We start from the raw sequence: 13,113 nt of genomic DNA on the forward strand, positions 1-13,113 counted from the left end.
CCGGTCCCACCGAACCCGCCGGTCCCGAAACCTCTCGGACGGGACCGGCGGGGGAATCAGAGCTCCAAACGCAGGGTGAGGATCTGGAACGGGCGCAGTCCCACGTGCACCCGGTGCGGCCCCCGACCATCGTCATCGGCGGGCATCACGGCCGACACCAGATCTGGGGCCTCCTCGTAGTCCTCCTCCAGCAGGTTCACCGCACGCACCCCGCGCACGGGGAAACCGGTGCGCAGCGACGTCCGAGCACGTCCGCCGCGGGCCTCGTAGAGGCGCACCACCACGTCCCCGGAACGGTCGTCGGCGAGCTTGACCGACTCCACCACCACGCCGGGGTCGTCCACCTCCACCAGCGGTTCCACCGCCGCCGCGCCCGGTACCGAACGCACCGGCAGGTTGATCCGGTACCCCTCGCGCACCGCGTCCTCGATCTCCGCTCCCGGTGCCAGGGCGTAGCGGAGTCGGTGCTCTCCCTGGTCGGTCTCGGGGTCGGGGAAACGTGGCGCCCGCAGCAGCGACAGCCGTACCGTCGTGGTGGTCCCACCGTCGGAGCGCACGTCACGGGTGACGTCGTGCCCGTAGGTGGAATCGTTGAGCACCGCCACCCCGTAGCCGGGTTCGGCCACGTGCACCCAGCGGTGCGCGCAGATCTCGAACTTGGCGGCGTCCCAGGAGGTGTTGGTGTGCGCGGGCCGCTTGACGTGCCCGAACTGGATCTCCGAGGTCGACTCGTGCGCCCGCACGTCCACCGGGAACGCGGCCTTGAGGAACTTCTCGCGTTCGTGCCAGTCCACGGTGGTGTCCACGTCCAGCCGCCGCGCGCCCGGTGACAGCGACACCACCTGGCTGAGGGAGGAGTCCCCGAAGGACCGGGTGACACGCACGCCCACGGTGCCGGTGGGGAGCGCGGCCTCGGCGGCCTCCTCGTCGGTGAGCGCGGTGACCGCGTCGGTCTCGGTGAGGTCGGTGACGCTGTTGCGGTAGAACTCGTCCACGTCCCAGGCGTCCCACTGGTTCGGGACGTCCTGGTGAAGTTGGAGCAGGTTGCCGGGCAGACCCGGGGCGAGTACCTCCCGGCCCTCGGGTTCGACCGACCGGTCCAGGATCGAGGCCACCAGCCCTCGGTGATCCACCCGCACCGTCAACAGCCCGTTGTCCAGGGTGAAACCGTCGTCGTCGGTGGCGAGCGAGGCCCGCACACCGGCCTCGGCGGTGGGCGAGGCGATCCGGGAAATCGGCAGCGCCCCCAGTGCCGGCACCCCGTCGCGTTCGTGGGGGGTCGGGTTGAACACCACCGCGTCGTTCTCGGCGGCGCCTCCCTCGGACCCGGCCGCGCCGGCCAGCGCGGCCTGCGCCTCGCCGATGACCTCCGTCAGTTCCTCGGCGACCTGCCGGTAGGACTCGGCCGCCTCACGGTGGACCCAGGCGATCGAACTCCCGGGCAGGATGTCGTGGAACTGGTTGAGCAGCACCGTCCGCCACACCCGCTCCAACCGCTCGTACGGGTACTCGGCGCCCACGCGCACCGCCGCCGTGGCCGCCCACAGCTCCGCCTCGCGCAGCAGGTGCTCCGAGCGCCGGTTGCCCTGCTTGGTCGCCGCCTGACTGGTGTAGGTGCCCCGGTGGAACTCCAGGTACAGCTCGCCCAACCAGACCGGTGCGTCGGTGTACTCGGCGTGCGCCCGGGAGAAGAACTCCTCGGGGTGCTCGATCGTCACCCGCGGCGACCCCTCCAGGTCCCTCAGACGGGCCGCCCGGCCCAACATCTCCCGGGTGGGTCCGCCACCGCCGTCCCCGTACCCGAACGGCACCAGCGAGTACGAGGACCCGCCCTTGTCGCGGAAGTTGCGGGAGGCGTGCGCCAGCTCCGACCCGGTCAGCTCCGCGTTGTAGGTGTCCACCGGCGGGAAGTGTGTGAACACCCGGGTGCCGTCCAGCCCCTCCCACCAGAACGTGTGGTGCGGGAACCGGTTGACCTGGTTCCACGAGATCTTCTGGGTGAGGAACCAGCGCGACCCCGACAGCCGCACCAGCTGCGGCAGGGCCGCCGAATACCCGAAGGAGTCCGGTAGCCACACCTCCTGGGTGTCCACCCCCAACTCGTCGCGGAAGAACCGCTTGCCGAAGACGAACTGGCGGGCGAGCGCCTCCGACCCCGGCATGTTGGTGTCGGACTCCACCCACATGCCGCCCACCGGAACGAACCGGCCCGCCTCGGCCTCCTTCACCACCCGGGTGAACAGCTCCGGCTGGTGTTCCTTGATCCACGCCCACTGCTGGGCCTGCGACATCGCGAACACCAGCTCCGGGTGGTCGTCCATCAGCCCCAGCACGTTGGCGCTGGTGCGCGCCACCTTCCGGACGGTCTCGCGCAGCGGCCACAGCCACGCCGAGTCGATGTGGGCGTGCCCGACCGCCGAGACCCGGTGCGTGCCGGCCGCGGCGGGCGAGGCCAGTTCCGGGGCCAACACCTCGCGGGCGCGCGCGGCGCTGCCGGGCACGTCCTGGGGGTCCAGCGCATCCAGGGTGCGACCCAGTGCGCGCAGCAGCCGCCAACGCCGGGGATCCCCCTCGTCGAGTTCGCGCATCAGCCCACCCGCGACCTCCAGGTCCAGGGCCAACTCCCACACCCCGGTCTCGAAGATCGCCAGGTCGGCGCGGGACAGTCGGTACAGCGGTTCGTCGTCCGGGCCGCGCCCACCGCCCAATTCGGTGGGCTGGAACGGCGGGCTGTCGAGGATGACCGGGTTGGCGGCGGCCTCCACGTGGAACTCCACGTCCTCGCCGCCGGCGGCCGGGGAACCGACCGGGATCCACGCGTTGCGCGGGTTGAGGCCCTTGACCACGGTGCCGTCGGAGCGGTGCACCAGCCCCTCGCTCTGGAAACCGGGCATGCCGACGTCGAACCCGAGGTCGACCACCGCCTCCACCCTGCGACCGGCCCACTCGGCGGGCACTCGGCCGCGTACCCGGAACCAGGTGGTGCCCCACGCCGGCCCCCAGGCGTCACCCACCCGGGCGGGTTCGTAGGGCGCGGCGATTCCCTCCGCCGCCGGCACCGGTTCCCCGGGCGCGTCCCAGCGCGCCACCTCCAAGGGGACCGATCTTCCATGCACCGCGGGCCACACCCGTTCCCGCAGAGCCCGTTCCAGTCGTGCCTCGATCAGCCGCCGGTCGTCATGCACGGTGGGTCTCCGATCACTCGTCCCCTGGCAGATGCTGCGTACGTTGCCGGCGTCACACCACTTCGTCAATGCTTTGGACGAAGTGGTGTGGGGGAGTTTCGCCGACCGGGTCGAGGACCGGGTCGAGGACCGGGGCGATGGTCGGGCCGATGACCGGGTTCGGGGCGGGCTCGGACCGGTCCGATCAGGGGCGTTCGAGAAACCGGTGGGCGGCGCGGAGCCGTTCGACTTCGGGCAGGTCCGGGCCCTCGCCGGAGATCTCGTCGGCCCAGGTGAGCAGCCTGCGCAGGTGGGGGAGCGTGGCTTCGGTGGTCACCTCGGGGCGGCCGGCGACCACCAGACCGGCGGTGCCGTCGACCGTGACCACGTCCCCGTCGGTGAGCGTGTGCGCGCCGACGCCGACCACGGCGGGCCTGCCCAGGGGACGGGCCACGACCGCCGCGTGCGAGACCGGTCCGCCGCGTTCGGTGATCACACCCGCCGCCGCGGCCAACCCGCTCATGTCCATGGGGGAGGTCTCCGGGCGCACCAGCACCACCGGGCCCTCGGCCGCCATCCGGACCGCCGCCGCACAGGTGGTGGCCGCCCGCCCCGTCACCACGCCGGGGACGGCGCCGATCCCACGGGCGAGCGGTTCCACCCCGGGTGCGAGCACCACGCGCGGGGTCCGTACCCGCTCCAGGTGCGCGGGTGCCACACGGAGCAGCGCCTCCTCCCTGGTGAGCGCTCCCTCCTCGACCAGGTCCACCGCCACGCGCACGGCCGCCGCCCCGGTGAACCGGCCCGGGCGGGCCTGCAACAACCACAGCCGGCCGGACTCGAAGGTGAACTCCGCGTAGGGGGCGTCGCGCAGGTCCCCCTCGATGAGTGTCAGCGCACGCGTCAGGTCGGTCCACACCCCGGGTTCACGGAGGGCCAGATCGTTCAGGGGCAGGGTGTCGGAACCCCCGGAGACCACCGCGTCGCCCCGTCGCTCGAACAGCACCTCGCCGTAGGGGCCTGGCGCCCCGGAGTTCGGGTCGCGACCGAACGCCACCCCCGCTCCGCTGTGCCCGTCCCGGTCGCCGTCCACCATGACCTGCACGACGACGGCGGTGCCCAGGTCGTGCGGGACGCCGTGCAGGGTCCGGTAGGTGCGGGCGCGCGGGGCGTGCCAGGAAGTGAACACGGCGCGGATCGCCGCCCGCAGCTCCGCTCTGGGGTCGGCGCCCGTGCCCAGCCCGAGGACGGTGTCCATCATCCCGGGCATGGACACGCTCGCCCCGGAGCGCACGGACACCGTCAGACCCCGCTCGGAACGCAGCGATCCTGGCAGGTCCCGCTCGGAACGCAGCGATCCTGGCAGGTCCCGCTTGGAACGCAGCGATCCTGGCAGGTCCCACTCGGAACGCAGCGATCCTGGCAGGTCCCACTCGGAACGCACGGATCCTGGCAGATCCCGCCCGGAGTTCGCCGGGCCCGGTAGCTCTCGCTCGGAGCGCGCCGACACCGTCAGACCCCGCCCGGAGCCGCCGAACGTTCGGCCGGTGACGGACTCCAATCGCGCGAGGGCGGTGTCGAGTTCGGCGTCCAGCCCCGCGGGGAACGCGCCGGATGCGAGGAAGACGCGGCACGCCTCGGTCGTGACGACGAAGGCGGCCGGAACCGGCAGCCCCAGCCGCAGCAGGCCGACGAGGCCGTGCGCCTTGGCGCCCAGCAACTCGGGCGTTCCCGCCTCGTCCACCGTGAGCGGGCGTGTCCACCGCGCGTCGGGGCTCATCGGGGGATTCCCAGGGTGGCCAGCAGATCCTCGTGCAGCTGGGACCACACGGTGTGGAAGGAGTCGGTGCCATCGGCCACCTGATCGAGCTCACCGGCGCGTGCCCGCTCCAGCGCCCTGGCCAGCCGCACCCGGTAACGCCCGAACCGGGGCAGGGCCAAAGCCAGCTCCGCGCAGACGTCGGCGGTGCGGAGTTCGAGGTCGGCCAAGGCCTCCAGCACGCGGGCGTCGTAGGCGGCATCGGTGTGGTCGTTGGCGGTGACCACACCGTCGAGGGGCCGCAACTGCCAGGCACCGCACAGGTCGAGCGCCTCGGCGTTGAGTTCCTCGAAGGCCTCGTGGGTGTCGGCGGCCAGGTCGCGGGCGCCGGCCCGGTCGAGTTCGGCACTGACGCGCTCGGCGTCGGCGGCCCGGCCCGCCTCGGTCGGCCCCCAGCCGCCGAAGGGCCCGGGGACGCGGGTCACCAGCCCGGACACGGCCAGATCGATCAGCTCGGACTCGACGTCTTCGTGGCTCAGCCCGGTGGCCTCGGCCAGACGTTCGAGGCCGCAGAACCCGACGACGCGCAGACCGTGCAGGACGAGCAGGTCGGGCGGTGTGGTCACCGGTGGCACGTGGATCAGTCCTCTCGGATGATCGGATCCGGATGTTGTGAACATCCAGATGATATGAACATCTCCAGTGTAGGTCGCGGGTGGACGGCGGCGGCACGCCTGGGCGGGCGTGGCATCCTGGGAGGCCAGAAGTCCGCGCGGGGGAGGAACAACACCAGATGAGCATCGACGCGCCGCGCGAGCGGCCGGTGATCGGGTCGCTCGCCGAGAGCAGCAGTCTTCGATCCCGGGTGACGGAGGTCCTGCGTCAGGCGATGGTGGCCGGTGAGCTCGAACCCGGCCGGATCTACTCGGCGCCCGCGCTGGCCGAACGGCTCGGTGTCTCGGCCACCCCCGTGCGCGAGGCCATGATGGAGCTGACCAAGGAGGGGCTCGTGGAGACCCTCCGGCACCGCGGGTACCGCGTGGTCGAGCTCGGTGAGGTGACCCTCGACGAGATCATCGAGGTGCGCGAGCTCATCGAGGTGCCCACGGTCGGACGGGTCGCGGCGGTCGCGACACCCGAACAGGTCGCCCTGCTCCGGCCGCTCGCCGACCGGCTCAACGAGACCGCTGCGGCGGGGGAGTTGCAGGAGTTCATCGCCACCGACACCACCTTCCACCTGCGTCTGCTCGGCATCGCCGGAAACCAGCGCCTGGTCGAGGAGGTGGGCCGGTTGCGCGGGATGGCGCGTCTGTCCGCGCTGCGCCGGTTGTACGAGGAGGGGCGCCTGGGAGCCACCGCACGGGAACACCACGACCTGCTCGACCTGATCGAGGCGCGGGACGTGGCCGGGGCGGAGGCGTTGATGCGCCGGCACCTGGGGCACGTGCGCGGGGTGTGGGCCGGGCGCGACGAGGGCTGAACCCGGATCGGAACGCCCGTCCGTGTCGGTCCTGAAAGCCCGTCCCCACGGGCTTGGCGGCCGTTTCGGGTCCGCCCCGGTCTGCTCCGGCCACGTCCCGAGCTGACCGATTGGCGGTCTCGTCGCAGGTCACGGCTTGATCGCGTCGCCCCGGATGTCTTGTCATGTGCAACGTAAAATTGTACGTTGCACGTGTTCGCATCATGAGGCCCACGTCACGTGGCCCACGACACGAGGAGTGCTGAGTGTCCCCCACACAGTCCGTGGTCGGCCGACCGGCCACCAACCGCCGTGTGCTCATCGGCAGCCTCAGCGGCAGCGCGATCGAGTGGTTCGACTTCTTCCTGTACGCCACCGCCGCCGCGCTGATCTTCGACAAGCAGTTCTTCCCCAACGACGACCCCGTCATCTCGTTGATGCTGTCGTACCTGACGCTGTCCCTGACCTTCTTCATCCGGCCGTTCGGCGGGATCGTCTTCTCCCACATCGGCGACCGCATCGGCCGGAAGAAGACCCTGGTCATCACCCTGTCGCTGATGGGCGGCGCGACCGTCGCCATCGGTCTGCTGCCCAACTACGACCAGGTCGGCATGCTCGCTCCGCTGCTGCTGATCCTGTGCCGGGTCATCCAGGGCCTGGCCATCGGCGGTGAATGGGGCGGCGCCCTGCTGCTCGCCTACGAGTACGCGCCCAAGGAACGCCGCGGCTTCTTCGGGTCGGTGCCCCAGACCGGCATCACCATCGGCATGCTCCTGTCCACCATCGCGTTCGGCCTGGTCAGCATGCTCCCCAACGACGCCTTCGAGGCGTGGGGCTGGCGCATCCCGTTCATCGCCAGCATCATCCTCGTCTTCGTCGGCCTGTGGATCCGCAAGGGCCTGGCCGAGACCCCCGCCTTTCGCGAGGCCAAGGAGAGCGGCAACGTCGCCAAACTGCCCATCAAGGACACCCTGCGCGACCACTGGCGCTCCGTCCTCGTGGCCGTGGGCGCCAAGGTCGTCGAGACCGCGCCGTTCTACATCTTCGCGACCTTCGTGGTCAGCTACGCCACCGGCACCCTCGACATCCAGCAGTCCGTGGTCCTCAACGCCGTCAGCGCCGGCGCGTTCGTCAGCACCATCGTCATCCTGCTCATGGGCCGCCTCTCCGACACCCTCGGCCGCACGAAGGTCTACCTGAGTGGCGCCGTGATCATCGCCGCCGTGTCCGTCCCCTTCTTCATGCTGCTCGACCTGCAGATGAACTGGGCCGTGTACGTGGCCGTCGTGCTCGCCCTCGGCGTGGCCTGGCCGCCGGTCACCGCCACCCTGGGCACCCTCACCTCCGAGATCTTCACGACCCGGGTCCGCTACACCGGCGTGACGCTCGGCTACCAGATCGGCGCCGCCCTCGCCGGCGGAACCGCACCGCTGCTGGCCACCTGGCTGCTGGCCCGCTTCGACGGCGCCTGGTGGCCCATCGCGACCTACCTGGTGATCCTGGCCGTCATCTCCTTCACCGCCGTCGCCGTCTCCGGCTCGGTCGTACGCAAGGAGACCGCCGCCATCGCACGACGCGAAGGCATCAACGAAAACGAGGTGATGTCGTGAACGGCCTGCCGTTCGTCGACGCCGACGAGGTCCGCCGCCGGATCGACCCCGACCGCGCGCGCACCCTGATCGAAGGGGCCCTCAAGGCCGGGTTCGACCCGGCCGACGACCCGGCGCGCTCCCACGCCGACGCCGGGTCCGGGCACCTGCTGCTCATGCCCTCGACGCTGGGGGACTGGGTGGGCGTCAAGGTCGCCTCCGTGGCGCCCGACAACCCCGCGCTGGGGCTGCCGCGCATCCAGGCCGTCTACGTACTGATGGACGCCAAGACGCTCACCCCGCGGGTGTTCGTCGACGGGGTGAGCCTGACCTCGCTGCGCACCCCGGCCACCTCCGCGGTCGCGGCCGACCACCTCGCCGACCCCGACGCCTCCCACCTCGTGGTCTTCGGCAACGGACCACAGGCGGTGGAACACGTCGCCGCCATGGCCGGGATCAGGGCGCTGAGCAGCGTCCGCATGGTCGGCCGTACCCCGCACAAGGTGGCGGCGGCCCTCGCCGAACTCGCCGAACGGGGGATCACCGCCGAGGCGGGCACCGTCGCCGACGTCGCCGACGCCGACATCGTCGTGTGCGCCACCTCCAGCGCCGAACCACTGTTCGACGGTTCCCTGGTACGCGACGGCGCCTGCGTCATCGCGATGGGCTCGCACGAAGTCGACCGTCGCGAACTGGACGCCGCCCTCATGAGCCGCGCCCAGGTGGTGGTCGAGGAGCGTGGCAGCGCCCTGCGCGAGTGCGGTGACGTGGTGCTCGCCATCGAGGAGGGCCCCCTGACCGTCGACGACCTGATCGGGCTGGCCCCGTTGGTGCGCGGCGAGGTCACCCGCCGCACCGATCGGCCCAACGTGTTCAAGGGCTCGGGGATGTCCTGGCAGGACCTCGCGGTCGCCGTCGGCGTGGCCCCCACCGACTGATCGGCGCCCGACCGCTCCGGAGGGGCCCGCCCCGATGCTCGGCGGTATCGCAGCGGGCCCTCCGGGTTCTGTCACCGGCCTCTGCTTGGATCGCGTCATGAACGCGAAAGAACTCGCCCCACGCCTTCCCTCCCCTGCCGACCTGCGAGGTCTGGGCCGCCGGATCGTGCTGTTGGAGTACCTCATCGACCCCGACAGCGAGTTCCGCCAGTACGCCCACACCGCTGAGTGGCGACCGGGATGGGACCTGATCACGATGCGCAACGGGGGAGGGGACGACTACGCCATCGCCCTCTCCGACGAGGCCGGCCTCCTGCGCGGCTTCGACCACGAATCCGAGGCGAGCCCTTACACCAACGAGGACGAGTTGTCCTATCTGCCGGGGACGGTGGACGCCCTGCCCGAGCGGTTCCGGCCCTTCCTGGAGGATTCCGAGTTCACCGATGGCGACGAAATGGCGGTGAGTCTGCTGCTGTGGTTCCTACCGGGCGAGACCACCTGGAGGACCGAGGCGACCGGGGAGGTCGAGGACGGGGCGGACTGGTTGCTGGGCTCCCTGGTCGCGCGGGACCCGGCCCGGGAGTTCCACAAGGAGTTCCAGGGCTACTACGAGACGAGCCTGGACCTATCCGCCGTGCGCGCGGTCCTCGACGGAACGCCCCTGACAGAGGAGATCGTCGCCGGTCTCAATCCCGGGGCCGACGAGGCCGACCTGCTCCGCAGGGCGACCACCTTCATGGAGCGTGACCCGGCCTGAGCCCCCGCCGCGGGCCCCGTATCGGGTACGGAAGTGTCCGGTTCTCCGGGGTTCCCCGTCGCTAAATAATTGAGAGCTCAAGTGACTAGCTAATATCTTCCTAGGAAGCTATGCTGTGATCAGTGAGTGGGGCACGACGCACCACCCGGACCCCTTGGGGAAGGAACCAGGCCATGGACGCCAACGTGACGGCCCGCCAGAGCAACGACATCGCGCGAGTCCTCGACCCGAACACGGGGATGGACGCGGTCACGCTGCACGTGGGCGACCTCGAACTGATGAGCTCCTACTACGCGAACGCCCTCGCGCTCGAACCGGTGGAGGAGCGCGCGCACGGCCGCCGAGTCCACCGTGTCCTCGGCCGCGGCACCACCCCCATGGTCCGGCTCATCTCCACCCCGGACCTGCCCGGCGTGGACCCGCGCGCGGCCGGTCTGTTCCACACCGCCTTCCTCTTCGAGGACCGCCAGAGCCTGGCCGCCACGGTCCACCGCGCCGCGCAGGACTCGCGCAGCCGCTTCGCCGGTTCCTCCGACCACCTCGTCAGCGAGGCCTTCTACTTCACCGACCCCGAGGGCAACGGGATCGAGCTCTACATCGACCGCCCGCGCTCCGAGTGGAGCTACGCCCCCGACGGCGAACTGCGCATGGCCAGCGAGTACCTGGACCCGAACGCCTTCCTGCGCGAGCACCTGGACCAGGCCACCGTGGACGCCGCGCCCCGCCTGCCCGGCAAGATCGGCCACGTCCACCTCCAGGTCGGTGACATCGCCCAGGCCCGCGACTTCTACGTGGACACCATCGGCTTCGAGACCACCGTGCGCAGCTACCCCGGAGCCCTGTTCGCCGCCGCCGGCGGCTACCACCACCACGTCGCGATGAACACGTGGAACAGCCGGGGCGTGGGTCCGCGCGCCTCGCGCCTGGGGCTCGGCGACGTGGCGGTCACCGTGCCGGCTCGCGAGGACCTCGACGCGCTGGTCGCCCGTTTGAAGGCCAAGGGCACCGGCTTCGCGGACGACGGCCGGTCGGTGTCGGCGAAGGACCCGTGGGGCACCCAGGTCACCGTCAGCCTTCCGAACACCGGTGTGGAGGACCTGCTCAAGGCCTGAACCCGCAGTGGACCCGGGGGCACCCGGGTGCTTGCGGGCTCAGGGCCTGCGTCCGCAATGGGTCTGTGGGGCGCCTGGGTGCTTGCGGGCTCAAGCTCTGCGTCCACAATGGGTCTGTGGGGCACCTGGGTGCCTGTCGGCTCAGGGCCTGCGTCCACACCGGGGCGGGGCACCCGGCCTTCCTCATCCCTCGGAAGGCCGGGCCCCGACCATTCCCCGACCGCCGTCGCGGGAAAACCCGATGCGCCCGGGGTCGGGATCGGAGATCATCGCCGGCATGGAGATTCTGCGCCGGGCGACCGGCCACGACGCCCGAGCGGTCGCCGACCTGTGGCTGCGTTCCTTCGACGCCGCGCTGCCCACCGTGCGCCGCGCGCACACCGACGACGAGGTGCGCTCCTGGTTCGCGGCCGTGGTCGTGCCACGATGTGAGACCTGGGTGGCGGTGACCCCGGACGGACGGCCGGTGGGCGTCATGACACTGGACGGTTCAGACCTCGACCAGCTCTACCTGGCCCCCGATCATCGTGGCCGTGGCCTGGGCGACCGATTCGTCGACCTGGCCAAGGGGCGGCGTCCCGATGGCCTGGACCTGTGGTGTTTCCAGGTCAACGGCCCCGCGCTGCGCTTCTACGCCCGGCACGGTTTCGTCGAGGTGGAACGCACCGACGGCGCCCGCAACGAGGAACGCGAACCCGACGCTCACCTGCGATGGCGCCCCTGAGACCGGGCCTCCACGACCTCTTCGACCCCTCGGCACCGACTCAACTCGGCTGGCTGCTCTCGATCGTCTCCTTCAACGCCCGGGTCCGGCGCGACAACCCCTCCATCTCCCGCAACAACGACTCCGGGACGTCCCCCGAGAGCACACCCTCCTCCGCGATCACCCGCGCCTCGGTCAGGATCCGCCACGCCGCCACCGGGTTGGGCACCGCCAGGATCTCGGCCAGCAGGATCGTCGCTCGCAGCCGCCCCGACCGGTGTCGCAGCCCGCGATACCCCTCGATCGCGACCCGAGCCAGGTCCTCGGCCTCCCCGAGTCGACCGGCCCGCCACAACGACTCGGCGGCGCGGCGGTGCGCCCGCGCGTGCCACCACTTGTCCCCGAGCTCCTCGAACCCCCGGGCGGCCCGAAGGAACTCCTCCTTGCCGTCGCCCCCGCCGTGGTCCAGCAGCGCCTCGCCCAACACCAGGCAGGTGCGCCACCGCCCCCAGTCGTCGCCGATCTCCTCGAACGTGCGCTCCGCCTCGCGCAACCGTTCGACCTGCCGCTCCACCCTCCAGGTGTCCCGCGACCGGCTCGCCCGACCCAACGGCCATCGCGAGGGCCCCGGTCGGGCGCACCGTTGCGCGTACTCCGGGTACCCCTCCACGAACAGCGCCTCGACCCTGGCCTCCTGCCGGGCTCGCCACTCCGGGTCCCGCGCCTGCGACCGGCGATCCCGTGAACGCCACGGCGCGAACAACAGCTCGCACTCCCCGGCCTCCCGGTTCAGGTCTCGCGTGGACAACTGGCCCAGCGAACGTAGGAAACGCGCCCGGTACCAGTACTCGTTCGACGCCCGACTCAGCTGTTCCAACCCGTCGGACAGCACGAACCAGGCGTTGAGCGTGAATCCGCGCAGCCGCAACACCTCACCGCGCTGCAACTGCACCCGCGAGGACAGCTCGGGCAGGTCCCGCGAACCGGCGATCAGCGCCTCGGCCTGGAAGAGCAGGTCATAGGCCCGCTCCAGATGCCCCTGGAAACGGTCCACCTCGGCCAGGTTGCACAACGTGCGCGCCGTCCACCACGGGTCGTCGTGTTCCTCGAAGATCCGCCTGGCCAGCTCCAGTTCGTCCCGCCCGTCGTCCAGGTCACCCCTGCGGTACAGGTTCACCCCGATCGCCCGGTGGGCCCGAGCGAGCCGGCGCGGGTCCACGGCCGGCTCCACCCCCTCCAATACGTGCAGGGCGGTCAGGGCCCGCTCGTAACCGGTGTCGTGGTCACCGTGCCCGCCGGCCACCTCGGCCCGGTCCAGCAGCGCCACCCCGTAGGCCGACGGGTCCTGCGACTCCAGGGCCAGCACCGTGGCCTCCTGGGTGGCGGTGCGCATCGCCGACCAGTGCCTGCGTCCGGTCCGGCACAGCACGGCGAACGCCCGCCGCAGCCGCTGACCATGGACGATGAGCCCGGGGTCGACCGGCTCGCCGGTCCGACCCGGTCGGGTCTTTTGGAAGCACACCTCGAACCCGCGCCGTTCGGATTCCAACCAGGCCAGGGGATCGTCCGGGGCGGGGACCAAGGGCTCGGAACCGTGGGCGGCCACGGAAGAGCCGGGAGCCAGGGGAGGGC

The 13,113-nt window shown here is 71.3% G+C and carries 9 protein-coding genes and 1 pseudogene; 6 read left to right on the forward strand and 4 right to left on the reverse strand.

The window, feature by feature from the left end; genetic code table 11:
• Window positions 1-56: 56 nt before the first annotated feature.
• The 3 genes from BQ8420_RS24325 to BQ8420_RS24335 all read right to left on the reverse strand — a co-directional run bounded on the left by BQ8420_RS24325 (window position 57) and on the right by BQ8420_RS24335 (window position 5,549).
• Window positions 57-3,185 (reverse strand): glycoside hydrolase family 38 C-terminal domain-containing protein, encoded by a 3,129-nt coding sequence (locus BQ8420_RS24325; RefSeq protein WP_087101534.1) that lies wholly within the window; start codon window positions 3,183-3,185, stop codon window positions 57-59.
• A gap of 184 nt (window positions 3,186-3,369) precedes the next feature.
• Window positions 3,370-4,944, reverse strand: a complete 1,575-nt coding sequence (locus BQ8420_RS24330; RefSeq protein ID WP_087101536.1) for a PEP/pyruvate-binding domain-containing protein — start codon at window positions 4,942-4,944, stop codon at window positions 3,370-3,372.
• On the reverse strand, window positions 4,941-5,549 hold the full coding sequence (locus BQ8420_RS24335; RefSeq protein ID WP_235006464.1) for a transcriptional regulator: 609 nt from the start codon (window positions 5,547-5,549) through the stop codon (window positions 4,941-4,943). Before BQ8420_RS24335 ends, BQ8420_RS24330 begins: the two co-directional genes overlap by 4 nt.
• A 167-nt stretch (window positions 5,550-5,716) precedes the next feature.
• Here BQ8420_RS24335 and BQ8420_RS24340 point away from each other — a divergent pair, with 167 nt between their 5' ends.
• The 6 genes from BQ8420_RS24340 to BQ8420_RS24365 all read left to right on the forward strand — a co-directional run bounded on the left by BQ8420_RS24340 (window position 5,717) and on the right by BQ8420_RS24365 (window position 11,502).
• Window positions 5,717-6,403 carry a GntR family transcriptional regulator gene (locus BQ8420_RS24340; RefSeq protein ID WP_087101538.1) on the forward strand — a complete coding sequence of 229 codons (687 nt, stop codon included), beginning with the start codon at window positions 5,717-5,719 and terminating at the stop codon, window positions 6,401-6,403.
• Between the two features lie 245 nt (window positions 6,404-6,648).
• Window positions 6,649-7,992, forward strand: a complete 1,344-nt coding sequence (locus BQ8420_RS24345) for an MFS transporter (protein WP_087101540.1) — start codon at window positions 6,649-6,651, stop codon at window positions 7,990-7,992.
• A complete protein-coding gene (locus BQ8420_RS24350) occupies window positions 7,989-8,909 on the forward strand; it encodes an ornithine cyclodeaminase family protein (protein ID WP_087101542.1) in 921 nt (306 codons plus the stop codon). The genes BQ8420_RS24345 and BQ8420_RS24350 overlap by 4 nt, the downstream gene beginning before the upstream one ends.
• A 97-nt stretch (window positions 8,910-9,006) precedes the next feature.
• Window positions 9,007-9,666: a hypothetical protein gene (locus BQ8420_RS24355; protein ID WP_087101544.1), complete on the forward strand. Its 660-nt coding sequence runs from the start codon at window positions 9,007-9,009 to the stop codon at window positions 9,664-9,666.
• 173 nt (window positions 9,667-9,839) lie between these two features.
• Complete coding sequence (locus BQ8420_RS24360; RefSeq protein WP_143847536.1) at window positions 9,840-10,778, forward strand: VOC family protein; 939 nt, start codon at window positions 9,840-9,842, stop codon at window positions 10,776-10,778.
• 277 nt (window positions 10,779-11,055) lie between these two features.
• A complete protein-coding gene (locus tag BQ8420_RS24365) occupies window positions 11,056-11,502 on the forward strand; it encodes a GNAT family N-acetyltransferase (protein ID WP_200816083.1) in 447 nt (148 codons plus the stop codon).
• A gap of 40 nt (window positions 11,503-11,542) precedes the next feature.
• Here BQ8420_RS24365 and BQ8420_RS24370 read toward each other — a convergent pair.
• A pseudogene (locus tag BQ8420_RS24370) lies at window positions 11,543-13,113 on the reverse strand (tetratricopeptide repeat protein); the annotation flags it as partial.

Origin of the sequence: Nocardiopsis sp. JB363 (assembly GCF_900143625.1) — a bacterium.
GTDB lineage: Bacteria > Actinomycetota > Actinomycetes > Streptosporangiales > Streptosporangiaceae > Nocardiopsis.

What these genes read in the sequence shown, in the direction of transcription:
- BQ8420_RS24330 (WP_087101536.1), bottom strand. Translation starts at nt 4,944, where the DNA reads ATGAGCCCCGACGCGCGGTGGACACGCCCGCTCACGGTGGACGAGGCG.
- BQ8420_RS24340 (WP_087101538.1), top strand. Translation starts at nt 5,717, where the DNA reads ATGAGCATCGACGCGCCGCGCGAGCGGCCGGTGATCGGGTCGCTCGCC.
- BQ8420_RS24355 (WP_087101544.1), top strand. Translation starts at nt 9,007, where the DNA reads ATGAACGCGAAAGAACTCGCCCCACGCCTTCCCTCCCCTGCCGACCTG.
- BQ8420_RS24360 (WP_143847536.1), top strand. Translation starts at nt 9,840, where the DNA reads ATGGACGCCAACGTGACGGCCCGCCAGAGCAACGACATCGCGCGAGTC.
- BQ8420_RS24365 (WP_200816083.1), top strand. Translation starts at nt 11,056, where the DNA reads ATGGAGATTCTGCGCCGGGCGACCGGCCACGACGCCCGAGCGGTCGCC.